Source organism: Blastococcus goldschmidtiae (genome assembly GCF_031845325.1).
Classification (GTDB): Bacteria; Actinomycetota; Actinomycetes; order Mycobacteriales; family Geodermatophilaceae; genus Blastococcus; species Blastococcus goldschmidtiae.
Window position 1 is genome coordinate 136,769 of sequence record NZ_JAVREI010000009.1, and the last position, 26,303, is coordinate 163,071.

Annotated in this window: 27 protein-coding genes; 24 read left to right on the forward strand and 3 right to left on the reverse strand. The window is 73.8% G+C overall.

The genetic code is table 11. The annotated features are described in order from the left end of the window. The first annotated feature begins 5 nt into the window (after window positions 1–5). The 11 genes from ruvX to nusB all read left to right on the forward strand — a co-directional run bounded on the left by ruvX (window position 6) and on the right by nusB (window position 9,598). Entirely contained in the window at window positions 6–692 is a 687-nt protein-coding gene (gene ruvX / locus RM425_RS13895) for a Holliday junction resolvase RuvX (RefSeq protein ID WP_311345809.1), read from the forward strand. Between the two features lie 227 nt (window positions 693–919). Then, window positions 920–2,653 carry an endolytic transglycosylase MltG gene (gene mltG / locus RM425_RS13900; RefSeq protein ID WP_311345810.1) on the forward strand — a complete coding sequence of 578 codons (1,734 nt, stop codon included), beginning with the start codon at window positions 920–922 and terminating at the stop codon, window positions 2,651–2,653. 7 nt (window positions 2,654–2,660) lie between these two features. Continuing rightward, window positions 2,661–3,479, forward strand: coding sequence for a shikimate dehydrogenase (locus tag RM425_RS13905; protein WP_311345811.1), 819 nt, complete (start codon window positions 2,661–2,663; stop codon window positions 3,477–3,479). A 12-nt stretch (window positions 3,480–3,491) separates the two neighbouring features. After that, on the forward strand, window positions 3,492–4,154 hold the full coding sequence (locus RM425_RS13910; protein WP_311345812.1) for a prepilin peptidase: 663 nt from the start codon (window positions 3,492–3,494) through the stop codon (window positions 4,152–4,154). Window positions 4,155–4,229: 75 nt separating this feature from the next. Further along, a complete protein-coding gene (gene aroC, locus RM425_RS13915; RefSeq protein ID WP_311345813.1) occupies window positions 4,230–5,423 on the forward strand; it encodes a chorismate synthase in 1,194 nt (397 codons plus the stop codon). 20 nt (window positions 5,424–5,443) lie between these two features. After that, entirely contained in the window at window positions 5,444–5,965 is a 522-nt protein-coding gene (locus tag RM425_RS13920; RefSeq protein ID WP_311345814.1) for a shikimate kinase, read from the forward strand. Beyond that, window positions 5,962–7,047 carry a 3-dehydroquinate synthase gene (gene aroB / locus RM425_RS13925; protein WP_311345815.1) on the forward strand — a complete coding sequence of 362 codons (1,086 nt, stop codon included), beginning with the start codon at window positions 5,962–5,964 and terminating at the stop codon, window positions 7,045–7,047. The genes RM425_RS13920 and aroB overlap by 4 nt, the downstream gene beginning before the upstream one ends. Then, entirely contained in the window at window positions 7,044–7,478 is a 435-nt protein-coding gene (aroQ, locus tag RM425_RS13930) for a type II 3-dehydroquinate dehydratase (RefSeq protein ID WP_311345816.1), read from the forward strand. Before aroB ends, aroQ begins: the two co-directional genes overlap by 4 nt. Further along, window positions 7,475–8,596 (forward strand): M24 family metallopeptidase, encoded by a 1,122-nt coding sequence (locus tag RM425_RS13935; RefSeq protein ID WP_311345817.1) that lies wholly within the window; start codon window positions 7,475–7,477, stop codon window positions 8,594–8,596. Before aroQ ends, RM425_RS13935 begins: the two co-directional genes overlap by 4 nt. Further along, entirely contained in the window at window positions 8,596–9,156 is a 561-nt protein-coding gene (efp, locus tag RM425_RS13940; RefSeq protein ID WP_311345818.1) for an elongation factor P, read from the forward strand. Before RM425_RS13935 ends, efp begins: the two co-directional genes overlap by 1 nt. 34 nt (window positions 9,157–9,190) lie before the next feature. After that, entirely contained in the window at window positions 9,191–9,598 is a 408-nt protein-coding gene (nusB, locus tag RM425_RS13945) for a transcription antitermination factor NusB (protein ID WP_311345819.1), read from the forward strand. Between the two features lie 155 nt (window positions 9,599–9,753). Here the strand turns inward: nusB and RM425_RS13950 are convergent, their stop codons facing one another. Beyond that, window positions 9,754–10,800 (reverse strand): ABC transporter permease subunit, encoded by a 1,047-nt coding sequence (locus tag RM425_RS13950; RefSeq protein ID WP_311345820.1) that lies wholly within the window; start codon window positions 10,798–10,800, stop codon window positions 9,754–9,756. Then, window positions 10,797–11,750, reverse strand: a complete 954-nt coding sequence (locus tag RM425_RS13955; protein WP_311345821.1) for an ABC transporter ATP-binding protein — start codon at window positions 11,748–11,750, stop codon at window positions 10,797–10,799. Before RM425_RS13955 ends, RM425_RS13950 begins: the two co-directional genes overlap by 4 nt. Before the next feature lie 121 nt (window positions 11,751–11,871). On the opposite strand from RM425_RS13955, the gene RM425_RS13960 reads away from it, so the two are divergent. After that, window positions 11,872–12,408, forward strand: coding sequence for a GNAT family N-acetyltransferase (locus tag RM425_RS13960; RefSeq protein ID WP_311345822.1), 537 nt, complete (start codon window positions 11,872–11,874; stop codon window positions 12,406–12,408). Between the two features lie 79 nt (window positions 12,409–12,487). Here the strand turns inward: RM425_RS13960 and bldD are convergent, their stop codons facing one another. Next, window positions 12,488–13,042, reverse strand: a complete 555-nt coding sequence (gene bldD, locus RM425_RS13965; RefSeq protein ID WP_311345823.1) for a transcriptional regulator BldD — start codon at window positions 13,040–13,042, stop codon at window positions 12,488–12,490. Between the two features lie 248 nt (window positions 13,043–13,290). On the opposite strand from bldD, the gene pyrR reads away from it, so the two are divergent. The 12 genes from pyrR to coaBC all read left to right on the forward strand — a co-directional run bounded on the left by pyrR (window position 13,291) and on the right by coaBC (window position 26,185). Next, complete coding sequence (pyrR, locus tag RM425_RS13970) at window positions 13,291–13,929, forward strand: bifunctional pyr operon transcriptional regulator/uracil phosphoribosyltransferase PyrR (RefSeq protein WP_311345824.1); 639 nt, start codon at window positions 13,291–13,293, stop codon at window positions 13,927–13,929. Further along, window positions 13,926–14,846, forward strand: a complete 921-nt coding sequence (locus tag RM425_RS13975) for an aspartate carbamoyltransferase catalytic subunit (protein ID WP_311345825.1) — start codon at window positions 13,926–13,928, stop codon at window positions 14,844–14,846. Before pyrR ends, RM425_RS13975 begins: the two co-directional genes overlap by 4 nt. After that, complete coding sequence (locus tag RM425_RS13980; protein ID WP_311345826.1) at window positions 14,843–16,132, forward strand: dihydroorotase; 1,290 nt, start codon at window positions 14,843–14,845, stop codon at window positions 16,130–16,132. Before RM425_RS13975 ends, RM425_RS13980 begins: the two co-directional genes overlap by 4 nt. A gap of 76 nt (window positions 16,133–16,208) precedes the next feature. Continuing rightward, window positions 16,209–17,378 (forward strand): glutamine-hydrolyzing carbamoyl-phosphate synthase small subunit, encoded by a 1,170-nt coding sequence (gene carA, locus RM425_RS13985; RefSeq protein WP_311345827.1) that lies wholly within the window; start codon window positions 16,209–16,211, stop codon window positions 17,376–17,378. Next, a complete protein-coding gene (carB, locus tag RM425_RS13990) occupies window positions 17,378–20,707 on the forward strand; it encodes a carbamoyl-phosphate synthase large subunit (protein ID WP_311345828.1) in 3,330 nt (1,109 codons plus the stop codon). Before carA ends, carB begins: the two co-directional genes overlap by 1 nt. Continuing rightward, entirely contained in the window at window positions 20,704–22,089 is a 1,386-nt protein-coding gene (locus RM425_RS13995; RefSeq protein ID WP_311345829.1) for a beta/alpha barrel domain-containing protein, read from the forward strand. The genes carB and RM425_RS13995 overlap by 4 nt, the downstream gene beginning before the upstream one ends. Beyond that, window positions 22,086–22,901 carry an orotidine-5'-phosphate decarboxylase gene (pyrF, locus tag RM425_RS14000; RefSeq protein ID WP_311345830.1) on the forward strand — a complete coding sequence of 272 codons (816 nt, stop codon included), beginning with the start codon at window positions 22,086–22,088 and terminating at the stop codon, window positions 22,899–22,901. The genes RM425_RS13995 and pyrF overlap by 4 nt, the downstream gene beginning before the upstream one ends. Before the next feature lie 8 nt (window positions 22,902–22,909). Continuing rightward, a complete protein-coding gene (locus RM425_RS14005) occupies window positions 22,910–23,200 on the forward strand; it encodes a hypothetical protein (protein ID WP_311345831.1) in 291 nt (96 codons plus the stop codon). A 306-nt stretch (window positions 23,201–23,506) separates the two neighbouring features. Further along, window positions 23,507–23,833: an integration host factor, actinobacterial type gene (mihF, locus tag RM425_RS14010; RefSeq protein ID WP_311345832.1), complete on the forward strand. Its 327-nt coding sequence runs from the start codon at window positions 23,507–23,509 to the stop codon at window positions 23,831–23,833. 43 nt (window positions 23,834–23,876) lie between these two features. Continuing rightward, complete coding sequence (gene gmk, locus RM425_RS14015; RefSeq protein ID WP_311345833.1) at window positions 23,877–24,464, forward strand: guanylate kinase; 588 nt, start codon at window positions 23,877–23,879, stop codon at window positions 24,462–24,464. Between the two features lie 76 nt (window positions 24,465–24,540). Continuing rightward, window positions 24,541–24,804 (forward strand): DNA-directed RNA polymerase subunit omega, encoded by a 264-nt coding sequence (gene rpoZ / locus RM425_RS14020; RefSeq protein ID WP_012949163.1) that lies wholly within the window; start codon window positions 24,541–24,543, stop codon window positions 24,802–24,804. Between the two features lie 157 nt (window positions 24,805–24,961). Next, window positions 24,962–26,185: a bifunctional phosphopantothenoylcysteine decarboxylase/phosphopantothenate--cysteine ligase CoaBC gene (coaBC, locus tag RM425_RS14025; RefSeq protein WP_311345834.1), complete on the forward strand. Its 1,224-nt coding sequence runs from the start codon at window positions 24,962–24,964 to the stop codon at window positions 26,183–26,185. Window positions 26,186–26,303 lie beyond the last annotated feature (118 nt).

Genomic DNA, 26,303 nt, shown 5'->3' on the forward strand with positions numbered 1-26,303 from the left:
GCACCGTGCCCACGACCGAGGACAACGGTTCCGACTACAACCCCGACGACACCGGTCCGGTCGGGAGCCGGCGGCGCGAGCTGCCCGCCGTCCCGCCCGCACGGCCACGGCCGGCGCCGGGTCAGCCGACCCACCACCCGACGACGGAGATCGACCTCCGCCAGGGGTTCCCGCCAGTGTCGAACGAGACCAGCGAGATCGACCTGTCCGGGGGCTGGCCGGCGCACCTCAAGGTGCCGCCGAAGCCGGCTGCCGGCGGCGTCGCCACCGGCCGCGTGCTCGGTGTCGACGTCGGCACCGTGCGGGTGGGGCTGGCGTTGTCCGACCCCACCGGCACCCTGGCCAGCCCCCTGGAGACGCTCCGGCGGGCCAAGGACGGAGCCGACCTGGACCGCCTCGCCGCGCTCGTGGCGGAACACGAGGTGACCGAGGTGGTGGTGGGGGACCCGAGGCATCTGTCGGGTGCGTCGGGCGCCTCCGCCGAGGATGCGTCGGCCTACTCTCAGGCGCTGGCCGACCGGATCTCGGACGTGCCGGTGTACCTGATCGACGAAAGGCTCTCGACCGTGACCGCAGCAGCGCACCTGCGTCAGGGCGGCATCGACAGCCGCAATCAGCGCTCCGTGATCGACCAGGCCGCTGCCGTGGTGATCTTGCAGCAGTACCTGGACAGCCGGCGGGCACGGTCGTGACCTACCCCGGTGGTCCGGGCCGGCGGGGACGACACTCCGCCGGCGACGGCACCGGTGGATTCCCGTCCTCCCCCTGGAACGCCGGCGGCCCGCCGCCCGTCCCGGGTGTGCCCGCCACGCCCTCCGTCGGCTCCGATCCCGGGCGCGGCGGCGGGCCCGCGCGGCCCCGGTTCGAGCCCTGGGCCGGCGCCGGCACCCCGACCGGCGGGTTTTCTCCCGTGCCGGGTGTGCCGGACCGACGCGACCGCCACACCGGGCCGCTGCCCGAGCCCGCGTGGTGGTCCTACGACCACCCCGACCACCCCGATCACCCGCGCGCCCGGCAGGGGGGCGGCGACGACGTCCCCGCCGCCTCCGGCGGGCCCGGGGACGCCCAGCGCCCGGAGCCCCAGCGCCCCGGCAGCCAGCACCCGTCCGGTCCGCTGCCGCCGATGCCCTCGGGGGTGTGGGACCGGCTCCAGCCGCGGGCGGACCGCCCGGCCGACGACGACGCGACCGTCGCCGCACACCCCATCGGTCCGGCCGCGGACGACGAGGCCCACGACGACGAACACCATCCGGCCGAGGGCGACACCGAGTCCTGGGACCGCACCGGTGGCCTGGACGTCATCGGCGCGCACGTCGAGGACGACGCCCCCCGCCGGCGCCGGTGGGGCCGCCGGTCCCGCGGGGACGACGCCGGTGGCGGCACGCCGGACGCGGGCCGCACCCCCGGCCCCGACGACGAGCACATCCTCGACGAGCCCGTCCACGACGAGCACATCGACGACGAGGACGTCCACGCCGCGTCCGTCGACGCCGGCACCGATGACCACCTGGGGCTCGACGACACCGGACGCCTCGAGGAGATGGAGCACCCCGACGACCACGGGGGCGCGATCCCGCTGGTGCCCTACGACCGGCGCGGCGGGCGAAGTCGCCGGCGTCGCCCCTTGGCCGTGCTGCTCAGCCTGCTCGTGCTCGGCGGGCTGGTCGTGGGCATCGTCCTCGGCGTGCAGGCGCTGTTGGGCCTGACCGCGGCCGAGGACTACACGGGTGAGGGCAGCGGCACCGTCGAGGTCCGTGTCCAGCAGGGCGACACCCTCAGCGAGATCGCTCGCACGCTGGCCGACGAGGGCGTCATCGCCTCCACCCAGCCCTTCGTGGAGGCCGCCGAGGGCCGCCCCGAGGCGACGGGCATCCAGCCCGGGGTCTACGAGCTGCGGTCGCAGATGAGCGGGAGCGCCGCGCTGGACCGGCTCCTCGAGTCGGATTCCCGGCTGCTGTCCCGGGTGACCATCCCCGAGGGCCTCACCGTCGCGCAGATCCTGGAGCGCGTCGCCACGGAGACCGGGCGGCCGCTCGAGGAGCTGCGGGCCGCCGCGGCGGACGTCGACGCCCTGGGGCTGCCGCCCTACGCGAACGGTCAGCTGGAGGGGTACCTCTTCCCGGCCACCTACGACCTCGACCCCGACGACACGCCGGCCGACATCCTGCGCCGGATGGTGCAGCAGTTCACCAGCGTCGCGGGCACCCTCCGGCTCGAGGAGCGCGCCGCCGCACTCGGCCGGACGCCGGCCGAGATCGTGACGATCGCATCGATGATCCAGTCCGAGACCCGGCTGGACGAGGAACGCCCCGACGTCGCGCAGGTCATCTACAACCGGCTCGAGCAGGGGGTCCGGCTGGGCATCGACGCCACGCTGGCCTACGGGCTGGGCAAGAGCGGGAACGAGCTCACCGTCTCGGACCTGCGGTCGGACAACCCCTACAACACGAGGACCCAGGACGGGCTGCCGCCGACGCCGATCAGCTCGCCGGGCGAGGCCAGCCTGGAGGCGGCGCTCGAGCCGAGCAGCGGAGACCTGCTGTACTACGTGCTCGAGAGCGCCGACGGCAACCACTTCTTCACCGCCGACTACGACGAGTTCCTGGCCGCGCGCCAGCGGTGCGCCGAGGCCGGCCTCGGCTGCGGTGGCTGACGGAGCGGTGCCGGGCGGACCCGGGCGGGCGGCGGTGCTCGGCAGGCCTGTCTCGCACTCGCTCTCGCCGCTGCTGCACCGTGCGGCCTACGCCGCGCTCGGGCTCGACGGCTGGCGCTACGACGCGCTGGACGTCGGGGCCGAGGACCTGCCCGACCTGCTCGCCGGGCTGGACGAGGAGTGGCGGGGTTTCTCGGTCACCATGCCCTGCAAGCAGGCGGCGGTGGACGTCGCGGACCGCGTGGAGCCGCTCCCGCGGCTGCTGCACGCGGCCAACACGCTCGTCCGCGAACCGGGCGGCTGGCGGGCGGAGAACACCGACGTCGCGGGCATCGGCACCGCCCTGCAGGTGGGCGGCGTCGAGTCGGTCGAGCGCGCAGCCGTCCTCGGAGCCGGGGGGACCGCCGCGGCCGCCGCCGTCGCGCTGGCCTCGCTGGGTGCGCAGCACGTCGACGTCGTCGTCCGGGAGCCGGCGCGGGCCGCCGACCTCGTCCGCGTGCTCGACGTCCTGCAGGTCCCGGTGACCGTCTCGCGGCTCGGCGAGACGGCGGTCGATGCGCCGGTGGTGGTCAGCACCGTGCCGGTGGCCGGCCAGCCCGCGGCCGGCGCGCTGCCCTGGCGGCCGGGGCAGACCGTGCTCGACGTGCTCTACGCCCCGTGGCCGACGCCGCTGGCCGAGCGGGTCACCGCGGCCGGCGGCACGGTGATCGGGGGCGCCGAGGTGCTGTTCTGGCAGGCCACGGTGCAGGTCGAGCTGATGACCGGCTTCCCGGCGCCGATCGCGGAGATGCGCCGCGCCCTGGACGCCGCGCTCGCCGTGCACTGAGCGGGCCGCCCGGTGGAGCCGTCCCGGCCGGTGCTCGCCGTCGGCGTGCTGGTGATCGCCGTGGTCGTGGGGCCGTGGCTGGCACGGGTCGCCGTCCGGCTGGCCGCCCGGGACGACGCGGTGCTGCCCACCCCGCTGCGGACCGGCGTCATGGCCGCCGCCTTCGCCGCGCTGCTCGCCGGGGCGGGGGAGCTGACCGGTCTGCGGCCGGCCACCGGAGCACTGGCCTGGGCCGCGGGAGCGGCGGTGGTGCTGGCAGCGACCGACCTGCTGAGCCACCGCCTGCCCGACCGGGTCACCTACCCCGCCTACCTCGTGTGCTCCACCGCGTTGCTGGTCGACGCCGTGGTGCACGGCACCTGGGGCGCGCTGCTCACCGCGGCGGCGGCCGGCGCGGCCGCGGTGCTCGCCGGCGGGCTGGGCTGGATCGTCTCGCCGCAGGGGCTGGGCCTGGGGGACGTGAAGCTGCTCGGGCTCCTCGGTCTCCTGCTCGGCTGGTTCGGCTGGGGCGTGCTGATGGCCGGGGTCTTCCTCGGTCTGCTCACCGGGGCGCTCGTCTCGGTCCTGCTGCTGGTCACCCGCCGCGTCGGCTGGCGGACCGCGATCCCGTTCGGCCCGCCGCTGCTGGCCGGCGCCGTGCTGGCCCTCGCGCTGGGCGCGGTCCCGCCCGGCTGACGTCGGTCCCGTTCGGAGGCTCGCCCCCGAGCCTGCGAGGGGGGAGAGGAACGGGCTCCTTCTAGGATCATGCGCATGTTGCGCTGGTTGACCGCAGGGGAATCGCACGGTCAGCAGCTCACCGCGATCCTGGAGGGCCTGCCCGCCGGCGTCGAGGTGCAGACCGCCGATCTCGACCGCGAGCTGGCTCGCCGCCGGCTGGGCCACGGGCGGGGCGCCCGGATGTCGTTCGAGCAGGACGAGGTCACCCTCAGCGGCGGGGTGCGGCACGGCCGCACCCAGGGCGGCCCCATCGCCGTCCAGGTGGGCAACACCGAGTGGCCCAAGTGGTCGACGGTCATGTCGGCCGACCCGGTGGACGCCGAGGTGCTCGAGAGCCAGGCCCGCAACGCGCCGCTGACCCGCCCGCGTCCCGGGCACGCCGACCTGGCGGGCATGCAGAAGTACGGCTTCGACGACGCCCGGCCCGTGCTCGAGCGCGCCAGCGCGCGGGAGACCGCGGCCCGCGTCGCCCTCGGCGCGATCGCGCAGGCGTTCCTGCGCCAGGCGCTCGGCGTCTCCGTGGTCAGCCACGTGGTCGCCATCGGCCCGGTGACCGCGCCCGACGGCCTGCTCCCGGGGCCGGACGACAACCCCGCCATCGACGAGGACCCGGTGCGCTGCGCCGACCCCGCCACGAGTGCCGCGATGGTCGCCGAGATCGACGACGTCCGGAAGAGCGGTGACACCCTCGGCGGCGTCATCGAGGTCGTCGTCCACGGTCTGCCCCCTGGCCTGGGCAGCCACGTGCACTGGGACCGGCGGCTGGACTCCCGCCTGGCCGGCGCCCTCATGGGCGTGCAGTCGGTGAAGGCCGTCGAGGTCGGCGACGGCCTGGAGACCGCCCGGCGCCGCGGCTCCGTCGCCCACGACGAGATCGACCTGGCCGGGTCGCCGGGCGGGGGGCGGCGCGTGCAGCGGCGCACCGACCGCGCCGGCGGCATCGAGGGCGGCATGACCAACGGCGAGGTGCTGCGGGTGCGGGCGGCGATGAAACCGATCTCCACGGTGCCCCGGGCGCTGGCCACCATCGACACCGCGACGCTGGAGCCCGCGGTCGCCATCAACCAGCGCAGCGACGCCTGCGCCGTGCCCCGCGGCTCGGTGGTCATGGAGGCGATGGTGGCGCTGGTCCTCGCGGACGCCGCCCTGGAGAAGTTCGGCGGCGACTCGCTGGCCGAGACCCGGCGCAACGCCCAGGCCTACCTCGACGCCCTCCCGCTCCGGTGACGCCTCGGGGGACCGGTCCGGTGCTGGTGCTGGTCGGACCGCCGGCGTCGGGCAAGACGACGGTGGGGACGGCGGTGGCCACCGCCCTGGGCATCGGGTTCCGGGACACCGACCGGGACGTCGAGGAGCAGACGGGCAGCTCCGTGGCCGATCTGTTCGTCCAGCACGGGGAGCCGCACTTCCGCGGGCTGGAGCGGACGGCGGTGGCCCGCGGGCTCGCCGAGCACGACGGCGTGCTGGCGCTCGGCGGCGGGGCGGTCGTCGACCCGGCCACCCGGGAGCTGCTCGTCGCCCACGGCCGGGCCGGGGGGCTGGTGGTGTGGCTGGACGTCGACCTGCACTCCGCGGCCAAGCGCGTCGGCCTCTCCCGGGACCGGCCGCTGCTGGCGATCAACCCCCGAGCCATGCTGCGCACCATGCTCGAGGACCGCGCCCCGCTGTACCGCGAGGTGGCCACCGGCACGGTGCCGACCAGCGACCGGACCACCGACGACGTCGTCGCCGACGTGCTCGAGCTGATCCAGGGGAGGGACGCCCGATGAGGCAGGTCCAGGTGCCCGGTGAGCGGCCCTACGAGGTGCTGATCGGTCCGGGGGCGCAGGCGCGCCTCGGCCTGGTCCTCGACGGCACCGCACGAGCCGTCGTGGTGCACGCGCCGCCGTTGACGGCTGCCGCCGGCGCGGCGGTCGAGACGCTGCAGACCGCCGGGGTCGCCGCCGAGGCGATGGTCGTGCCGGACGGCGAGGCGGCCAAGACCGCCGAGGTCGCCGCCGGCGCGTGGGAGCAGTTCGGCCGGCTCGGGCTCACCCGCACCGACGCCGTCGTCGGGCTCGGCGGGGGAGCGGTCACCGACCTGGCCGGTTTCCTCGCCGCCACCTGGGCGCGCGGCGTGCGCGTGGTGCAGGTGCCCACCAGCCTGCTCGGCATGGTCGACGCCGCCGTCGGCGGGAAGACCGGCATCAACACTGCGGCGGGGAAGAACCTGGTCGGGGCGTTCCACCCGCCCGCCGCCGTGCTCGCCGACACCGACGCCCTGGACGGGCTGCCCGAGGCCGAGTTCCGCTCCGGTCTGGCCGAGGTGGTCAAGTGCGGGTTCATCGCCGACGGCGAGATCCTGCGGCTGCTGACCGAGGACCCCACCGGCCGGCGCGACACCGAGGAGCTGATCGCCCGCGCCGTCCAGGTGAAGGCCGACGCCGTCGGTCAGGACCTGCGCGACACCGGCGTCCGCGAGTTCCTCAACTACGGGCACACGCTGGGCCACGCCATCGAGCGGCTCGAGGACTTCGGCTGGCGGCACGGCGAGGCCGTCGCCGTCGGCATGGTGTTCGCCGCCGAGCTGGCCGGGGAGGCCGGCCTGCTCACCCGCGCGGAGGTGGAGCGGCACCGCGAGCTGGTCACCGCCATGGGCCTGCCGACGACGTACCGCGGCGACTGGGCGCAGCTGCAGCAGGTCATGCGCGTGGACAAGAAGGCCCGCGGCGCGGTGCTGCGCTTCGTCGTCCTCGACGGCATCGGCAACCCCCGGATCCTGACCGACCCGGAACAGTCCTGGCTGGACGCCGCGTGGGCGGCCGTGTCGTCCACCCACCCCGCCGCCCCGTCGAACGGAGAGAGTGCGTGACGATCCAGGTGCTCAACGGTGCCAACCTCGGCCGGCTCGGCACGCGCGAACCGGAGATCTACGGCTCGACGACCTACGCCCAGCTGGTGGACGTCCTGGAGACGACGGCGCGCGAGCTGGAGCTGGACGTGCGGGTGCGCCAGACCGACGACGAAGCCGAGCTGCTGCGCTGGATCCACGAGGCCACCGACGCGGGTGACCCCGTCGTGCTCAACCCGGCGTCCTGGTCGCACACCTCGGTCGCGCTGCACGACGCGCTCGCCGCGCTGAACGCCCCGCTGGTGGAGGTGCACATCAGCAACATCCACAAGCGCGAGCCGTTCCGGCACCACTCCTACGTCTCCGCCGTGGCCGACGGCGTCATCGCCGGGCTCGGCGTCGAGGGCTACGTGCTCGCCCTGCAGTGGATGTCGCTGCGAGGTCACCGGTGAGCGCACGGGCCGCCGCACGCCGGGACGCGCTGCGCGCCACCGCCGCCGAGCGGGGCCTGGACGCCGTCCTGGTCACCAACCTGCTCAACGTCCGCTACCTCACCGGGTTCACCGGGTCCAACGGCGCGCTGCTCGTCCGGACCGATCCGTCTCCCGCCCACCCAGCCGACCTCTTCGGCACCGACGGCCGGTACACGACCCAGGCGGCGGCCCAGGTGCCCGACGTGGAGGTCCTCGTTGACCGCGGCACCGTGCCGGCACTGGCCCGTGCCGCCGTCCGCGCGGGCACCGGGCGGCTGGGCTTCGAGTCCCACGAGCTGACCGTCGACGGGCTCGAGCAGCTGCGCCGCGTGCTCGCCGATGCCGCCGCCGGCGGCACGGTGCCGGAGCTGGAGTCGATCCGCCGGGCGGTCGAGGCGCAGCGGGCGATCAAGGACGACGGCGAGATCGAGGCGCTGCGGCGGGCCTGCGCGGTCGCCGACCAGGCGCTGGCCGAGCTCGCCGCGGAGGGCGCCCTCCGGGCGGGACGGACCGAGCTGGAGGTCGGCCGCGAGCTGGACGCCCGGATGCTCGCCCTCGGTGCCGAGGCGCCCTCGTTCGAGACGATCGTCGCCGCCGGCGCGAACTCGGCCATCCCGCACCACCGGCCCGACGCCACCGTGCTGCGCGACGGCGACTTCCTGAAGCTCGACTTCGGCGCCACCGTCGACGGCTACCACTCGGACATGACGCGCACGGTGGTGCTCAAGCACGCCGCCGACTGGCAGCGCGAGATCTACGCCCTGGTCGCGGAGTCCCAGGCGGCGGGACGGGCGGCGCTGGCCGTCGGAGCGGAGGTCGTCGCGGTGGACGCCGCCTCCCGCGACGTCATCGCCCAGGCGGGCCACGGAGAGCACTTCACCCACGGACTGGGGCACGGTGTCGGGCTGGAGATCCACGAGGCGCCGGGGATCGGGCCGCTGGGCGCAGGTACCCTGGCTGCCGGCATGGCCGTCACCGTGGAGCCGGGCGTCTACCTGCCCGGCCACGGCGGTGTCCGGATCGAGGACACCCTGATCGTCACGGACGACGCGCCCGAACTGTTGACCCTCACGAGCAAGGAACTGCTGGTTCTCTGATGGCTACCACCAACGACCTGAAGAACGGCATCGTCCTCAAGCTGGACGGCCAGCTCTGGACCGTCACCGACTTCCAGCACGTGAAGCCCGGCAAGGGCGGCGCGTTCGTGCGCACCACGCTGAAGAACGTGCTCTCGGGCAAGGTCGTCGACAAGACGTTCAACGCCGGTCTGAAGGTCGAGACGGCCACGGTCGACAAGCGCAACATGACCTTCCTGTACAAGGACGGCGCCGACTTCGTCTTCATGGACGGCGACACGTTCGACCAGATCACCGTGCCCGCGGCGACGGTCGGCGGCGCGGCGGACTACATGCTGGAGAACACCGAGGCCATGGTTGCGGTGAACGAGGGCGTGCCGCTGTACATCGAGCTCCCGGTGACCCTCGAGCTCGTGGTGGAGCACACCGACCCGGGCCTGCAGGGCGACCGCTCCACCGGCGGCACGAAGCCGGCGCGGCTGGAGACCGGCGCGGAGATCCAGGTCCCGCTGTTCATCACGACCGGCGAGAAGCTCAAGGTCGACACCCGCGACGGCCGGTACCTCGGCCGCGCCAACTGAGCCGGCTGTTGGTCCACATCCGGTCCGCACGCTGATGGCCGCACGTTCCAAGGCACGCAAGCGCGCCGTCGACGTCCTGTACGAGGCCGACGTCCGTGGCCGCAACCGACGGGAGCTGCTCGGCGAGCGCGTCGCCGACGGCAACCCGCCGGTACCCGAGCACACGATCCGCCTGGTCGAGGGGTTCGACGAGAACGCCCGGCGCATCGACGAGCTCATCGACACCCACGCGTCGGGCTGGTCGATCGACCGGCTGCCCGACGTCGATCGCGCCATCCTGCGCATGGCGGTCTACGAGCTGCTCTGGGCTGACGACGTCCCCGACGCCGTGGTGATCGACGAAGCGGTGGAGCTGGCCAAGACGCTGTCCACCGACGACTCGCCGGGCTACGTCAACGGCGTCCTGGGCGCGATCCTGGCCGCCGAGGTCCCCACCGCCTGACGACGGTCGCCGTCCCCCTCACGTTCCACCGACGAGCGCCACCTCGTCGCGAGCGCTTCCTGATCGGCGGGGCCCGCGATGGACGGAGTGCGCGGATGCGCCGTCCCGGCGGGCGGAACGGCGCATCCACGCACCCTGTCGCGTCGGCGGAGGCCTCAGTGCAGGTCGCGCTTGGCGAACAGCAGCGCACCGACCGCGGCCAGCACGAGGGCCACCGCCCCCAGGTAGACGCCTGCCTGCAGCGGCCCCAGGTAGTACTCCGGAGGCTGCCCGTCGGGCCCGATCGGCCCGTCGTTCCAGTAGACGATGGTGTAGCCGCCGTCCTGGACCAGGGCCAGCGCGTTCCTGGTGAGCAACCAGGGCTCCCAGTGCGGACGCAGCGCCCGGAGGATGTTCTCCACGATGGCCGTGTAGACGAAGGCGATCCCCAGCGCCGCCCCGGTGTTGCGCACCACGTTGGTCAGGCCGAAGGCGAGCACCGCGGCCAGGACGACGAGGAGCACGGCGCGCGCCTGGGTCTGCAGCAGCGTGCTCCAGAATTCTTCCGGCAGCGGATCCGGGCTGCCGACCGTCGCCTCCCAGATGCCGGCGGTCGCCAGCCAGGCGGCCTGCGTCAGCACCCCGAACAGCGCGGCTGCGCCGATCAGCACGGTCAGCTTGGCGGCCATGACCTGCAGCCGCCGCGGCACCCAGAACAGCAGGGCGACGATCGTCCGCGACGACCACTCCGCGCCGATCCAGGTGGCGCCCATGGCGATGGCGAGTGCGGCGGCGAGCGCGGCGACACCCAGCGCACCGTCGGGGCCGGCCTCGCCGAAGTCGAACGGCGCCTTGTCGAGGAACTGCTCGGGTCCGCCGAAGTTGTCCGCGGTGGGCGCCGGCCCGCACCACTCCTCGGGGGAGGTTCCCTCGGGGATGTTCGAGTCCTCCAGGCACTGCTCGTGGTAAATCTGCTGCTCGGCGACGATCTGGTCCAGCCGGGCCTGCGCGTCGGCGAGATCGCCGTCGTCGGGCGTGCCGTAGTTCAGCAGGCCGATGACCGTCGCCACCACCCAGCCGACCACGGCGAGCAGCATCAGGAGCTGGATGAACCGGCGCGAGCGGAAGCGGTGCGCCTCCGACCGCAGCAGGCTGGCGAAGCTGGCCCGGTGGGCCGAGGGCTCGGCGACGCGCGCGCCGGGATCCTCCATCACGGCGCTCATGCCGGCGTCCCGGCCGCGGCGGGCCCGTCGTGCGGCTGGTCGCCGGTGATGGCGAGGAAGGCGCTCTCCAGGTCGGGGGTCACCCGTCTCAGCTCCTCGAGGTAGAGGCCGGATCCGGCCAGGACGCGGGTGATGTCGCTGGGAGTGGCCACGGAGTGGACCATCAGGGCGCCGTCGGCGGGAGACACCGAGAAGCCGGCCTGCTGCAGCACTCCTGCGGCCGCGGTCGGATCGGCGATCTGCACGAGGACGTCGCCCGACCCGCGGCTGGCGAGCACCTCGCCGACCGGGCCGGAGGCCACGCAGCGCCCGCGGGCCAGGATCGAGACCGAGTCGCAGACCTGCTGGATCTCGGCCAGCAGGTGCGAGGAGAGCAGGACGGTGGTGTGCCCGTCCCGGCCGAGGCGGCGGATCAGCTCGCGCACGTCGCGGATGCCGGCGGGGTCCAGACCGTTGCTCGGCTCGTCGAGGATCAGCAGGCGCGGCGCCTTGAGCAGCGCCGCGGCGATGCCGAGGCGCTGCTTCATGCCCAGGGAGTAACCCTTGAAGCGGTCGTCGGCGCGGCCGGAGAGGTCGACCAGCTCCAGACACTCCTCGACGCGGGCGTGGGACACCCCGGCGGCCTCGGCCAGGAGCTGGAGGTTGAGCCGGCCGGAGAAACCGGGGAAGAACAGCGGGGTCTCGACCAGGGCGCCGACCGAGCCGATCACGTCGGGGAGGCCCCGCGGTACCGGCTGGTCGAGCAGCCGGATCTCGCCGCCGCCGGGATCGGCGGACACCAGACCGAGGAGCACCCGGATGGTGGTGGTCTTGCCCGATCCGTTGGGACCGAGGAACCCGTGGACCCCGCCGGACTCGACGAGGAGGTCGAGGTCGTCCAGCGCCTTCTGCGGGGGGCGCCCGCGGCGTCGGTAGCTCTTGGACACCGCGGTCAGCTGCACGGCCGGCATGGGATCTCCCTGCTCCGAGGCCCAGCGCCCCGGGTGGCTGCACCCTGGCACAGGAAGCGGTCATCCCAGCGGATGCGACACCCGGGAGTTCACGACGCGGGTCCGTGAGAGGGTCGATGCCATGGCGGCTGGCGCGACCCCGGCCCACGGGGTCGTGCTCGAGACGGAACGCCTGCTGCTCAGGCCGTGGCGGGTGACCGAGGCCGTCGTCCAGCACGAGCTGTGGACCGAACGTGATCCACGCGTTCCACCGCACCGCCGGATCGACGCGGACGGACGACCCACGGTCGCAGACCTCGAGCAGTGGATCCGTGCCGCTGAGCCGTCGTCGATCGGGTTGTTGGCGGTGGAGCGGAAGGCCGCCGGTGACGTCATCGGCTACTGCGGGCTGGTCGACAGCGGACGAGGCGCGGCACGGGAACCGGAGCTGGCGTTCGAGCTGCTACGGCGGACCTGGCGGCAGGGATACGCGACCGAGGCCTCGTCGGCGGTCCTGGACTGGGCGAGATCAGCTGGCTACGAACGCCTGTGGGCCACCGTCTGGGACTGGAACACCGCTTCTCGCCGCGTGCTGGCCAAGGTCGGGTTCACCGAGACCGGGCGGAAGGACGTGGACGCGGTCCACGGGACCACCCTGTTCACCACGAGAACGCTCTGATCGCGGGAAGCGCTGAACGCGAGAGGCCCAGGACCGTGGCGGTCCTGGGCCTCTCGCGTTCAGCGCCCTCTGCTGCGGCTCACCGCGGGGCGCGGCGCCGCTCCCAGTTGGGATCGAGCTCCTCGTCCTCGTCGTCGGGGCCGCCGAAGCCCACGACGCTGTCCATGCCGGCGGAGATGACCCCCCACTCGATCAGCCGCGAGGTGAGCTCGTCGGGGCTCATGTCGTAGATGATCGCCAGCGACTTCAGGTCCTCGGCGCGGATGGAGAGGACCTTGCCGTTGTAGTCGTGCCGCTGGGCCTGGATGGTCGAGGCGTACCGCGCCAAGGGGCCGGCCTCGTCCGCGGGCAGCGAACCCAGCGACTCCAGGTTCAGCACGATCTTGCTGCTGGAGGTGACCGCGGAGCTCGGCCGCGGGTCCGGCAGCAGCTCGGAGACCGGCACGCCGTAGAAGACGGCCAGCTCGGAGAGGCGCTGCACGGTGACGGCGCGGTCGCCGCGCTCGTAGGAGCCGACGACGACTGCCTTCCAGCGGCCGTGCGACTTGTCCTCCACGCCCTGCAGGGACAGGCCCTGCTGGTTGCGGATGGCGCGTAGCCGGGCGCCGAGGGCCCGTGAGTAGTCGGTGCTCATCGCGTTCCTGCTCACTGTCCGTCGTCTGTGGATGCGGCTGATCGTCACTGAGCGTACTGGTCGAGGCCCGGCCGCAACAGCCGGATCGGGCAGAGATCCCGGAAGCGGTCGAGGCCCCGCCGGATCCGCCGGGCCGCCTACCTGCGGTTCCGCACCGGAGTAGGGCCGGATCGGGGCGTGCAGTACCGTCGAGCCAGGTCCACCCACTCCTTTAACGACCCGTCCAGTGAGGCGGGGAAGGAGGCCTGATGGCCAGCTCTGCCCAGCCTGCCCGGAACGCGGCGCCCTCCAGCGGCGACCCGTCACCGGGTTCGGTCCTCTCCGCCGCCGACGTCGCCCGCATGGTCGACCGGATGGCCCACCAGCTCATCGAGCGCGCCGCGACCGACGCCGACGCCGGCGACACCACGGCCGGTCTCGCGAATCTCGTCCTGGTCGGCATCCCCACCCGCGGCGCCCCGCTCGCCCGGCGCCTGGCCGCCCGCATCGAGGCGTTCTCGGGGGTGACCGTCGACGTCGCCACCGTGGACATCACCCTCTACCGGGACGACCTCCGGCGCCGTGGCGTCCGCGCCCTGGAGCCCACGGAGCTGCCGGCCGGGGGCGTCGACGACCGGCTCGTCGTCCTCGTCGACGACGTCCTCTACTCCGGGCGCTCGGTGCGGGCGGCGCTGGACGCGCTGCGCGACCTGGGCCGCCCCAGGGCCGTGCAGCTGGCGGTCCTCGTCGACCGGGGGCACCGCGAACTGCCGATCCGCGCCGACCTGGTCGGCAAGAACCTGCCCACCTCGCGCACCCAGAAGGTGTCGGTGCGGCTGGCCGAGACCGACGGCGTGGACGAGGTCCTGGTCACCGAGAGGGCGACGGGCGGGGCGGACGAGCGATGAAGCGGCACCTGCTGGAGGCGGCGGACCTCGACCGGGACGACGCGACGCTGGTGCTGGACACCGCGGCGCAGATCGACCAGGCGCTCACCGGCCGCGAGGTCAAGAAGCTGCCGACACTGCGCGGGCGCACGGTGGTGAACCTCTTCTACGAGGACTCCACCCGTACCCGGATCTCCTTCGAGCTGGCGGCCAAGCGGCTGTCCGCCGACGTCATCAACTTCTCGGCGAAGGGCAGCAGCGTCTCCAAGGGGGAGAGCCTCAAGGACACCGCGCTGACCCTGGAGGCCATGGGCGCCGACGCCGTCGTCGTCCGGCACTCTTCGTCGGGGGCGCCGCACCGGCTGGCGAACTGGGTGCGCGGCAGCGTGGTCAACGCCGGTGACGGCACCCACGAGCACCCGACGCAGGCGCTCCTGGACGCGTACACGATCCGGCAGCGGCTGGGCCGGCTCGAGGGCGTGCGGGTGGCGATCGTCGGCGACGTGCTGCACAGCCGGGTGGCCCGGTCCAACGTCGGCCTGCTGACCACCCTCGGTGCGGAGGTCACGCTGGTCGCCCCGCCCACCCTGCTGCCCGTCGGCGTCGGCAGCTGGCCGGCCGAGGTCTCCTACGACCTGGACGCCGTGCTGCCCAAGGTGGACGTGGTGATGATGCTGCGGGTGCAGGCCGAGCGGATGAATGCCTCGTTCTTCCCCAGCGCCCGGGAGTACAGCCGCCGCTACGGCCTGGACGCGCGCCGGATGGGCGCGCTGCCCGACGACGCGATCGTCATGCACCCAGGCCCCATGAACCGCGGGATGGAGATCGCCGCCGAGGTGGCCGACTCTGCCCGTTCCACGATCGTCGAGCAGGTCGCCAACGGGGTCTCCACCCGCATGGCCGTGCTCTACCTGCTGCTCGGAGGCGCACCCCAGTGACGACGTACCTGATCAAGGGCGCGAAGCCCTACGGCGGCGAGGCAGCCGACATCCTGATCAAGGACGGCCGGATCGCCGCTCTCGGGGACTCCCTCGAAGCGACCGGCGCCGAGGTGGTCGAGGCGGCCGGGCTGATCGCCCTGCCCGGCCTGGTCGATCTGCACACCCACCTGCGCGAGCCCGGCCGCGAGGACGCCGAGACCGTGGAGACCGGCAGCCGGGCCGCGGCGCTCGGCGGGTTCACCGCGGTGCACGCCATGGCCAACACCGACCCGGTGGCCGACACCGCCGGCGTCGTCGAGCAGGTGTGGCGGCTCGGGCAGGAGGCCGGGCTGGTCGACGTCGTCCCGGTGGGTGCCGTCACCGTCGGGCTCAAGGGGGAGCGGCTGGCCGAGCTCGGCGCCATGGCCGACTCCGCCGCCCGCGTCCGGGTGTTCTCCGACGACGGGCACTGCGTCGCCGACCCCGCGCTCATGCGTCGCGCGCTGGAGTACGTGAAGGCGTTCGACGGCGTCGTCGCCCAGCACGCCGAGGAGCCGCGGCTCACCGTCGGCGCGCAGATGCACGAGGGCGAGCGCTCCGCCAAGCTCGGGCTGACCGGCTGGCCGGCCGCCGCCGAGGAGGCGATCATCGCCCGCGACGTCCTGCTGGCCGAGCACGTCGGTGCCCGGCTGCACGTCTGCCACGTGTCGACGGCGGGGTCGGTGGAGATCCTGCGCTGGGCGAAGTCCCGCGGGGTGCAGGTCACCGCCGAGGTCACCCCGCACCACCTGCTGCTCACCGACGCCTGCGCCGAGAGCTACGACCCGGTGTTCAAGGTCAACCCGCCGCTGCGCACCGACGCCGACGTCGAGGCGCTCCGGGCGGGCCTGGCCGACGGCACGATCGACGCCGTCGGCACCGACCACGCCCCGCACGCGGTGGAGGACAAGGAGAGCGAGTGGGCGCAGGCCCGGCCCGGCATGCTCGGGCTGGAGCAGGCGCTCGCGGTGGTCATCGAGACGATGGTCGAGCCCGGCCGGCTCGACTGGGCCGGCGTCGCCGACCGGATGTCGGTCCGCCCGGCCGCCATCGGCCGCCTCGACGGGCACGGCCGGCCGCTGGCCGCCGGGGAGCCCGCGAACCTGGTCCTGGTCGACCCGGCGGTGCGCGCGGCGGTCGACCCCGCGGCGCTGGCCAGCCGCAGCCGCAACAGCCCCTATGCCGGCCGGGAGCTCCCCGGCCGGATCGTCGCGACGTTCCTGCGGGGGACGCCGACAGTTCTGGACGGAAAGGCAACCCGGTGACGCGACAGGAAGTGAGCATCGCAGTGAGGTCTGCGAGCGAGGAGCGGAGCGACCGCGGAGCCGAACGGTGTGCAGCGTGAGTCAGGCAATCCTCGTGCTCGAGGACGGACGCACGTTCCGCGGCGAGGCCTACGGCGCGGTCGGCACGACGGTGGGCGAGGCGGTGTTCGCCACCGGGATGACCGGCTACCAGGAGACGCTGACCGACCCCAGCTACGCCGGTCAGATCGTCGCCATGACGGCCCCCCACATCGGCAACACCGGGGTGAACGACGAGGACGACGAGAGCCGCCGCATGTGGCCCGCCGGCTTCGTCGTCCGCGACCCCGCCCGCCGCACGTCGAACTGGCGGTCGACCGGCAGCCTCGACGACGAGCTGGTCGCCCAGGGCATCGTGGGCATCAGCGGCATCGACACCCGCGCGCTGACCCGCCACCTGCGCGACCGCGGCGCCATGCGGGCCGGCATCAGCACCGAGCTGGGTGCCGAGGAGCTGCTGTCGCGGGTCACCGACGCCGCGGGCATGACCGGCGCGGACCTGGCACCGACGGTCAGCACCGGCGAGGCCTACGTCGTCCCGGCGGTGGGGGAGAAGCGGTTCACGATCGCCGCGCTCGACCTGGGCATCAAGACGGCCACGCCCCGGCACCTGGCCGCGCTCGGGGTCGAGACGCACGTGCTGCCCTCGACGGCGACCGCCGATGAGCTGCTGGCCGCCGGCCCGGACGGGGTGTTCCTCTCCAACGGCCCGGGCGACCCGGCCGCTGCCGACTACGCGGTCGAGGCGGTGAGGGGCGTGCTCGACGCGCGCCGTCCGCTGTTCGGCATCTGCTTCGGCAACCAGATCCTGGGCCGCGCCCTGGGCCTGGGCACCTACAAGCTGCGCTTCGGCCACCGCGGCCTGAACCAGCCGGTGCTCGACCGGGTCAGCGGCACGGTGCGGGTGACCAGCCACAACCACGGCTTCGCCGTCGACGCCCCGCTCGACCGGCCCACCGACACCCCCTACGGGCCGGTGGAGGTCAGCCACGTCGGCCTCAACGACGACGTCGTCGAGGGGCTGCGCCTGCTCGAGACGCCGGCGTTCAGCGTGCAGTTCCACCCTGAGTCGGCCGCCGGCCCGCACGACGCGGCGCCGCTGTTCCAGCGCTTCGTCGACCTGATGGAGGCCGCCCGCACCGGGGATGCCCACGCCGGGGGACCGGCGACCGTCGTCCAGCACAGCACGGGGGAGGAGCAGGCCTGATGCCCAAGCGCACCGACCTGAAGCACGTCCTGGTCATCGGCTCCGGGCCGATCCTCATCGGCCAGGCCGCCGAGTTCGACTACTCCGGCACCCAGGCCTGCCGCGTCCTGCGCGCCGAGGGCCTGCGGGTCAGCCTGGTGAACAGCAACCCGGCGACGATCATGACCGACCCCGAGGTCGCCGACGCCACCTACATCGAGCCGCTGACGCCGGAGTTCGTCGAGAAGGTGATCGCCAAGGAGCGCCCCGACGCGCTGCTGGCCACCCTCGGTGGGCAGACCGCGCTCAACATCGCGATCGGCCTGTACGAGAACGGTGTGCTGGAGAAGTACGGCGTCCAGCTCATCGGCGCCGACGTCGACGCGATCAACCGCGGCGAGGACCGGCAGCTGTTCAAGGACATCGTCCGCTCCATCGGCGCCGATGCCCCCCGCTCGACGGTCTGCTCGACCGTCGAGGAGGCGATCGCCACCGCCGAGGAGGTCGGTTACCCGGTCGTCATCCGGCCCAGCTTCACCATGGGCGGGCTCGGCTCCGGCTTCGCCACCGACGAGGCGATGCTCCGCCGGATGGCCTCCCACGGGCTGGCCGACTCCCCGGTGCACACCGTCCTCATCGAGGAGTCGGTGCTGGGCTGGAAGGAGTACGAGCTCGAGCTGATGCGCGACCGCAGCGACAACGTCGTGGTCATCTGCTCGATCGAGAACATCGACGCGATGGGCGTGCACACCGGCGACTCGGTGACCGTCGCCCCGGCGATGACCCTCACCGACGTCGAGTACCAGAAGATGCGCGACGTCGGCATCGCCGTGCTGCGCGAGGTCGGGGTGGACACCGGCGGTTGCAACATCCAGTTCGCGGTCAACCCCGCCGACGGCCGGCTCGTCGTCATCGAGATGAACCCGCGCGTCTCTCGCTCCAGCGCGCTGGCGTCGAAGGCCACCGGCTTCCCGATCGCCAAGATCGCCGCGAAGCTCGCCATCGGCTACACCCTCGACGAGATCACCAACGACATCACCGGCGTCACCCCGGCCGCGTTCGAGCCGACGCTGGACTACGTCGTCGTGAAGATCCCGCGGTTCGCCTTCGAGAAGTTCCCCGGGGCCGACCCCCGGCTGACCACGACGATGAAGAGCGTCGGCGAGGTCATGTCGATGGGCCGCAACTTCGCCGAGGCGCTGGGCAAGGCGATGCGGTCCACGGAGACCAAGGTCGCGGGCTTCTGGACCGGTCCGGAGGACACCCGCACCGCCGACGAGCTGCTCAAGGTGCTGCGCGTCCCGGTCGACGGCCGGCTCTACGTGGCCGAGCAGGCGCTCGCCGCCGGCGCGACCGTCGAGCAGGTCGCCGAGGCCAGTGGGTTCGACCCGTGGTTCGTCGACCAGATAGCGCTGGTCCGCGAGGTGGCCGACGAGGTCCGCGACGCGCCGTCCCTCACGCCGGAGGTGCTGCGCCGGGCGAAGCGGTTCGGGCTCTCCGACCGGCAGGTCGCCGCGCTCCGGCCGGAGCTCGCCGGCGAGGACGGCGTCCGGTCCCTGCGCTGGCGGCAGGGCATCCGGCCGGTCTACAAGACCGTCGACACCTGCGCCGGGGAGTTCGCCGCCCGCACGCCGTACCACTACTCCTCCTACGACGAGGAGACCGAGGTCGAGCCGCGCGAGAAGCCGGCGGTGCTGATCCTGGGCTCCGGGCCCAACCGCATCGGGCAGGGGATCGAGTTCGACTACTCCTGCGTGCACGCGGTCATGGCGCTGCAGGACGCCGGCTACGAGGCGGTGATGGTCAACTGCAACCCCGAGACCGTCTCCACCGACTACGACACCGCCGACCGGCTGTACTTCGAGCCGCTGACCTTCGAGGACGTCCTCGAGGTCGTGGAGGCCGAGCGTGCGGCCGGTCCGGTGGCCGGGGTCATCTGCACCCTCGGCGGGCAGACGCCGCTGGGGCTGGCGCAGCGCCTCAAGGACGCCGGCGTCCCGGTGCTGGGCACCTCGCCGGAGGCCATCGACGACGCCGAGGACCGCGGGGCGTTCAGCCGGGTGCTCTCCGACACCGGGCTGCTCGCGCCCAAGCACGGGATGGCCACGACCTTCCCCGAGGCGCGCGCCATCGCCGCCGACATCGGCTACCCCGTGCTGGTGCGGCCGTCCTACGTGCTCGGCGGCCGCGGGATGGAGATCGTCTACGACGACGCCACGCTCGAGGCCTACATCGCCAAGGCGACCGACGTCAGCGTCGACCACCCGGTGCTCGTCGACCGGTTCCTGGAGGACGCGGTCGAGATCGACGTCGACGCCCTCTACGACGGCACCGACCTGTACCTGGGCGGGGTCATGGAGCACATCGAGGAGGCCGGCATCCACTCCGGCGACTCGGCCTGCGCCCTGCCGCCCATCACGCTGGGGACGGCGGACCTGCTGAAGATCCGGGCGGCCACCGGGAAGCTGGCCGAGCGGATCGGCGTCCGGGGGCTGATGAACGTCCAGTACGCGATCAAGGACGACATCCTCTACGTGATCGAGGCCAACCCCCGGGCCAGCCGCACGGTGCCGTTCGTCTCCAAGGCCACGGCGGTCCAGCTGGCCAAGGCCGCGGCCCGCATCGCGGTGGGGGAGACGATCGCCTCGCTGCGCGCCTCCGGCGTGCTGCCGGCGACCGGTGACGGAACCGACCTCCCCGAGGGCGCGCCGATCGCGGTCAAGGAGGCGGTCCTGCCCTTCAACCGCTTCCGGACCGTCGAGGGCCACGGCGTGGACACCCTGCTCTCCCCGGAGATGAAGTCCACCGGCGAGGTCATGGGCCTGGACACCGAGTTCGGCACCGCCTTCGCCAAGTCGCAGGCCGCCGCATACGGCTCGCTGCCGACGGTCGGCACGGTCTTCGTGTCCCTGGCCAACCGCGACAAGCGGGGGGCGATCTTCCCGGTGAAGCGGCTGGCCGACCTGGGCTTCCGCATCCTGGCCACCGCCGGCACCGCGCAGGTGCTGCGGCGCAACGGGGTGGCCGCGGAGGTCGTCGGCAAGTTCAGCGAGGGCCCGGGCAACGTCGTGGAGGCGATCCTGGCCGGCGACGTCGACATGGTCGTGAACACGCCGTTCGGGGCGCCGGGCAACAGCGGTCCCCGACTGGACGGCTACGAGATCCGCACCGCCGCGGTGTCGGCCGGCATCCCGTGCATCACCACCGTGCAGGGGATGGCCGCCGCGGTCCAGGGCATCGAGGCGCTGCGCCAGGGCGGCATCGGGGTGCGCAGCCTGCAGGAGGTGCACGCGGCGCTGGCCGGGGGCACGCACGGCGGTCCCAGCACCTTCTCGGGCACCGGACCGTGACCCCGTCGTCGCCGGACGCCGTCCGGCGCCTGCGCGACGACGTCGTGGGCCGCGGGCTGGTCCAGGGGCTGCCCGCGGCGTTCCTGGCGGGGATCACCCGGTTCGGGCAGCCACCACGGGCGGAGCTGGACGCGCTCGCGGCGGAGGTCGACGGCCTGGCCGGGCGGCTCGCGTCCGGGGCGGTCGACGGCGGCGACCTGCCGCTGCTGACCCGGGTGCTGTACCTCGCCGGGCAGGCCGAGCTGCTCGCGGTGCACGGCGTGCTCAGCCCCGTGTACGACGTGCTGGGCGGCTTCCGGGACAACCTCGCCCGCCCCCTGGGTCCCCGGCTGCCCGAGCGGCCCACGGCGGGGAACCGGCGCTGGTCGCTCCTGGGTCGCCGGATCGGCTTCCCGATCGGCGTGCCGGCCTGCGTCCTCAACGGCAGCGAGGCCTGGGTGCGGCACAACGTCGCCAACGGCTGGAACGTGCTGACCTACAAGACGGTCCGCGGCCGGGCCCATCCGCCCAACGAGCAGCCGAACTGGGTGTTCGCCGCGCGGGAGACCACCAGCCTGCCCCCGGGCGCGGACGCCGACGTCGTCGCCGATCCGTGGGACTGGGTGCCCCCGGGCAGCCCGGCGGTCAGCAGCGTCAACTCCTTCGGCGTCCCCTCTCCGGAGCCGGAGGAGTGGATGGCCGATCTGGAGCGCGCTCTGCGCGTCGTCGGTGACGAGCAGCTGCTGCTGGTGAGCGTGATGGGGGAGGATCCCGAGGGCACCGGCCGGGTCTCCGACCTCGCCGCCGACTTCGCCCGCACGGCGCTCATGGCCCAGGAGGCCGGGGCGTCGGTGGTGGAGCTCAACCTCTCCTGCCCGAACACGCTCGACCGGACGGCCTCCGGGGTGAAGCCGCCGCTGTGCCTGGATCCCGACGCGACCGTGACCGTGGTGGACACCGTGCGCCGGGCGCTGGACGACCGCACCGGGCTGGTGGCCAAGCTGTCCTGGCTCGACGAGCCGCGGCTGAGCGCCCTCGTCCCCGAGCTGGCCCCGCTCGTCGACGGCATCGCGGGGATCAACACCGTGCAGAGCCGGGTGCGCCGCAGCGACGGCACGCCGACCTTCCCCGGGCGCGAGCTCGCCGGGCTGTCCGGCATCGCGGTGCGGGAGCCGGCCCTGGACTTCAGCCGCAGGCTGGTCGCGCTGCGCGACGCGGGCGGGGTGCCCTTCGACGTCCTCGCCATGGGCGGGGTCACCGATCCCGCGTCGTTCGAGGCGCTGTTCGGCCTCGGCGCGGACGCCGTGCAGTCCGCGGCCGGCGCGTTCGCCGACCCCTTCCTGGCGGCGGCCTGCGTCGCCGAGCTGGGGACCACCCTGCCCCGAGCCCTGGAGGCCCCGTGACCGCGCCGTTCGGACAGCGTCTCGCCGGGGCGGTGACCGCCCGCGGCCCCCTGTGCGTCGGCATCGACCCGCACCGGGAGCTCCTCCTGGCCTGGGGGGCCGGCGACGACCTGGACGGGCTGCGCCGGTTCACCGATGGGGTGGTCGAGGCGCTCGCGGGGTCGGTCTCGGTGCTCAAGCCCCAGATGGCGTTCTACGAGCGCTTCGGTGCGCGCGGAGTCGCCGTCCTGGAGGAGGCCGTCGGCCACATGCGCTCCGCCGGCGCGCTCGTTCTGCTCGACGCCAAGCGCGGCGACATCGGCTCGACCATGGCCGCCTACGCCGACTACCTGCACGACGACCACCCGATGCAGGTCGACGCGATGACGGTCAGCCCCTACCTCGGGCCGGACTCGCTGCAGCCGGCCGTCGACACCGCCCGCGCGCACGGTGGCGGGCTGTTCGTCCTGGCCCGCACCTCCAACCCCGACGCCGGCACGCTGCAGCACGCGCGGGTGGGCGACCGGAGCGTCGCGCAGGCCGTCGTGGACACCGTGGGTGGCTGGAACGCGGAGACCCCGGCCGCCGGCTCCTTCGGCGTCGTCGTCGGCGCCACGCTGCGGGAGCTCGACGTCGACCTCGCAGGCCTCGGCGGACCGGTGCTCGCGCCCGGCCTCGGCGTGCAGGGCGGATCCCCGGCGGACCTGCGGCGGCTGTTCGCCGAGGGCACCGTGGTGGTCCCGACGGTCTCGCGCGACGTGCTCACCGCCGGGCCCGACCCCGCCGCGCTGCGGGCGGCGGCCGAGCGGTGGGCCGGGGCGCTGGCAGCATGAGACGCCGGGTGCCGGCACTCCTGGCGACCCTGGCTGCGGGCTTCCTGGTCGCCGGGGTGGTCGTCTTCGCCGTCGCGGACGGATCCGGCGCACCGCGGGACGTCGGCCGGACCGCCTCCACCCCGCTGGAACCGCAGGTCGCCTACCGGAGCGACCTCGTCCTGAGCTTCGACGATCCGTGGGCGGTGCTCTGGACCGGCGCGCACGTGGCGGGTGCGCTGCTGGTCGTCACCGGGCTGCTCCTGTTCGCCGCTGCCGGCGACTGGGAGCTCGGTCGGCGGTCGTCCGCGCGGACCTGATCCCGGCGTGTCGGCGTCCGGGCGTGTCGGCACGCAGGCGCCCGGAGGCCGCCTGCGGCGAATTCGGAACGGTATCGTCCGGATCCCTCGCTGACCTGCGGAGATGACGGTGGGTGAGCGCACTCGTGGACGGGGGGTGAACGCCGGGACGACCCGGGGGCAGCCTTCCGCGCGCGGTCGTGTGACCTGCGGATTTGCCCGTAGGGATGATGGTCGCGAGGCTCAGCACCGCACGCCGTCCGTCCTCAGAATCCGCGAACAGCAACGCCGGCAACGACGCCGGCGACGACACGATTGGGTTGCACCATGCCCCTTCCCGAACTGTCCCCGGAGCAGCGCGCCGCCGCACTCGAGAAGGCCGCCGCGGCCCGCAAGACGCGCGCCGAGCTGCGTGAACGGCTCAAGAGCAAGGGGGCGACCGTCAGCGACGTCCTCAAGCAGGGCGAGACCGACGAGGTCATCGGCAAGATGCGCGTCTCGGCGGTCCTGGAGTCCCTCCCCGGAGTCGGCAAGGCCCGGGCTGCGAAGATCATGGAGCGCCTGGAGATCTCCCCGACGCGCCGCGTGCGGGGGCTGGGCGCCAACCAGCGCCGTGCGCTGGAGACGGAGTTCGGCGGCGACCAGGTCGTCTGACCCGTCCCGGCACGCACGCGCACGACCCGGACGAGGACGACGAGTGGGATCGAACGCACCGGCACGGCTCACCGTGCTCTCCGGACCCTCCGGGGTCGGCAAGGGCACCGTGGTCGCCGAGGTCCGGCGGAGGCACCCCGACGTATGGGTGTCGGTGTCCGCGACCACCCGTCGACCCCGCCCGGGCGAGGTCCACGGCACCCACTACCACTTCGTGGACGACGCCGAGTTCGACCGGCTGATCGCCACCGACGGGCTGCTGGAGTGGGCCGAGTACGCCGGCAACCGCTACGGCACCCCGGTCGCCCCGGTGCGCGAGCGGCTGGCCGCCGGGGCGCCGGCCCTGCTGGAGATCGAGCTCCAGGGTGCCCGCCAGGTGCGGGCCCGGGCCCCCGAGGCCCAGCTGGTCTTCCTGGCTCCGCCGTCCTGGACCGAGCTGCAGAGCCGGCTGGCCGGGCGGGGGTCGGAACCGGCGGCGGTCCAGGAGGCGCGGCTGCGCATCGCGCAGGCGGAGCTGGACGCCGCCGGCGAGTTCGACGTGGTGGTCGTGAACGACGACGTCGCCCGGGCCGCGGACGAGTTGGTAGGCTTGCTGACTGCGCCCTCGCCCGGACTCGTGCCGGGGGAGTAGCGCCCACGAGGAAGAGCACCGCCGGCGGCCCCGCCGGACGCTTCCTCCCGCTATCGAATGAGGAGCACGCCCGCCCGTGTCCGGAGTCGCACCTGCCCCCGAGGGCATCACCAACCCGCCGATCGACGAGCTGCTCGAGCGCACCAGCAGCAAGTACGGCCTGGTCATCTTCGCCGCCAAGCGCGCGCGCCAGATCAACGCCTACTACAGCCAGCTCTCCGAGGGCCTGCTGGAGTACGTCGGCCCGCTGGTGGACACCGCTCCGCAGGAGAAGCCCCTGTCGATCGCGCTCCGCGAGATCAACGAGGGCCTGCTGACCCACACCGCCGGCGAGAACTGAAAGAGGACCCCGGTCCCCCTCACCCCTTCGCGAGCTCAGGGGCGAGCCTCTGGACCGGGTCCGACGGCTGATGGCGTCACGTCGTCACCGCCCTTTGTAGTGACGACGCCCCCGGCTCCGGCCGGGGGCATCGTCGTGCCTGCGGCAGGATGAACCCATGAGTCGGATCGTGCTGGGCGTCAGCGGCGGCGTGGCCGCCTACAAGGCGGCACTCCTGCTGCGCGCGCTCACCGAGGCCGGGCACGACGTCCGCGTCGTCCCCACGCCGTCGGCGCTGCACTTCGTCGGTGCCGCGACCTTCGAGGCGCTGTCCGGGAACCCGGTCACCACTGACGTCTGGTCCGACGTCGACGAGGTGGCCCACGTGCGGATCGGCCAGGAGTCCGACCTCGTCGTCATCGCCCCGGCCACCGCGGACCTGCTGGCCCGCGCCGCGGCCGGGCGGGCCGACGACCTGCTCACCGCCACGCTGCTCACCGCGCACTGCCCGGTGGTGTTCGTGCCGGCCATGCACACCGAGATGTGGCTGCACCCGGCCACCCAGGACAACGTCGCCACCCTGCGCCGCCGCGGGTCGGTCGTGCTGCCGCCCGCGGTGGGCCGGCTCACCGGGCCGGACTCCGGACCGGGCCGGCTGCCCGAGCCCGCCGACATCGCCGCCCTGACGACCGTGGTGCTGGCGGGCGGGGCGTCCGCGCTGGCGCACGACCTGACCGGCCGCCGGGTGGTCATCAGCGCCGGCGGGACCCGCGAGCCCCTGGACCCGGTCCGCTACCTGGGCAACCGCTCCTCGGGCAAGCAGGGCTGGGCGCTGGCGCGGGTGGCCGCGGCACGGGGGGCGGAGGTCGTGCTGGTCGCCGCCAACGTCGAGCTGCCGGCCCCGTTCGGGGTGCGCGTCGTGCACGTGGGCACCGCCGAGGAGCTGCGGGCGGCGGTGCACGCCGAGGCCACGGACGCCGACGTCGTCGTCATGAGCGCCGCGGTCGCCGACTTCCGCCCCGCGAGCGTCGCCGAGGCGAAGATGAAGAAGGACTCGGCTGCCGAACCGGACTCCGTGCCGCTGGTCCGCAACCCCGACATCCTGGCCGAGCTGGTGGCGAAGCGGTCGCCGGGGCAGCTGGTCGTCGGCTTCGCGGCCGAGACCGGCGACGCCGACGCCGACGTGCTCACCCACGCCCGCGCCAAGCTGGCCCGCAAGGGCTGCGACCTCCTGGTGGTCAACGACGTCTCCGGCGACTTGGTCTTCGGGCAGGCGGACAACGCGGTCGTGGTGCTGGCCGCCGACGGGGAGAGCACCGAGATCCCGCGCGGCCCCAAGGACGGCGTGGCCGCCGGCATCTGGACCGTGGTGGCGTCCCGCCTGACCCCTCGCTACAGCTGATATGTAGCTCGTTTCTGTCAAGGGGCAGGGTGAGGCGCCCGTCCGGATTGCTTCGGGCGGGCGCCTCTGCTTCGTCTGCCGGTGTGGTGGGCGAGCGTGTCGTTGTCGACGCGCGGTC

Bases quoted from the DNA above. Each gene is read 5' to 3' on its own strand.
- RM425_RS13975 (WP_311345825.1), top strand. From the start codon at position 13,926: ATGAAGCGGCACCTGCTGGAGGCGGCGGACCTCGACCGGGACGACGCG.
- carB (WP_311345828.1), top strand. From the start codon at position 17,378: ATGCCCAAGCGCACCGACCTGAAGCACGTCCTGGTCATCGGCTCCGGG.
- RM425_RS13960 (WP_311345822.1), top strand. From the start codon at position 11,872: ATGGCGGCTGGCGCGACCCCGGCCCACGGGGTCGTGCTCGAGACGGAA.
- efp (WP_311345818.1), top strand. From the start codon at position 8,596: ATGGCTACCACCAACGACCTGAAGAACGGCATCGTCCTCAAGCTGGAC.
- RM425_RS13950 (WP_311345820.1), bottom strand. From the start codon at position 10,800: ATGAGCGCCGTGATGGAGGATCCCGGCGCGCGCGTCGCCGAGCCCTCG.
- RM425_RS13955 (WP_311345821.1), bottom strand. From the start codon at position 11,750: ATGCCGGCCGTGCAGCTGACCGCGGTGTCCAAGAGCTACCGACGCCGC.
- coaBC (WP_311345834.1), top strand. From the start codon at position 24,962: ATGAGTCGGATCGTGCTGGGCGTCAGCGGCGGCGTGGCCGCCTACAAG.
- nusB (WP_311345819.1), top strand. From the start codon at position 9,191: ATGGCCGCACGTTCCAAGGCACGCAAGCGCGCCGTCGACGTCCTGTAC.
- bldD (WP_311345823.1), bottom strand. From the start codon at position 13,042: ATGAGCACCGACTACTCACGGGCCCTCGGCGCCCGGCTACGCGCCATC.
- aroB (WP_311345815.1), top strand. From the start codon at position 5,962: ATGAGGCAGGTCCAGGTGCCCGGTGAGCGGCCCTACGAGGTGCTGATC.
- mihF (WP_311345832.1), top strand. From the start codon at position 23,507: ATGCCCCTTCCCGAACTGTCCCCGGAGCAGCGCGCCGCCGCACTCGAG.
- aroC (WP_311345813.1), top strand. From the start codon at position 4,230: ATGTTGCGCTGGTTGACCGCAGGGGAATCGCACGGTCAGCAGCTCACC.
- pyrR (WP_311345824.1), top strand. From the start codon at position 13,291: ATGGCCAGCTCTGCCCAGCCTGCCCGGAACGCGGCGCCCTCCAGCGGC.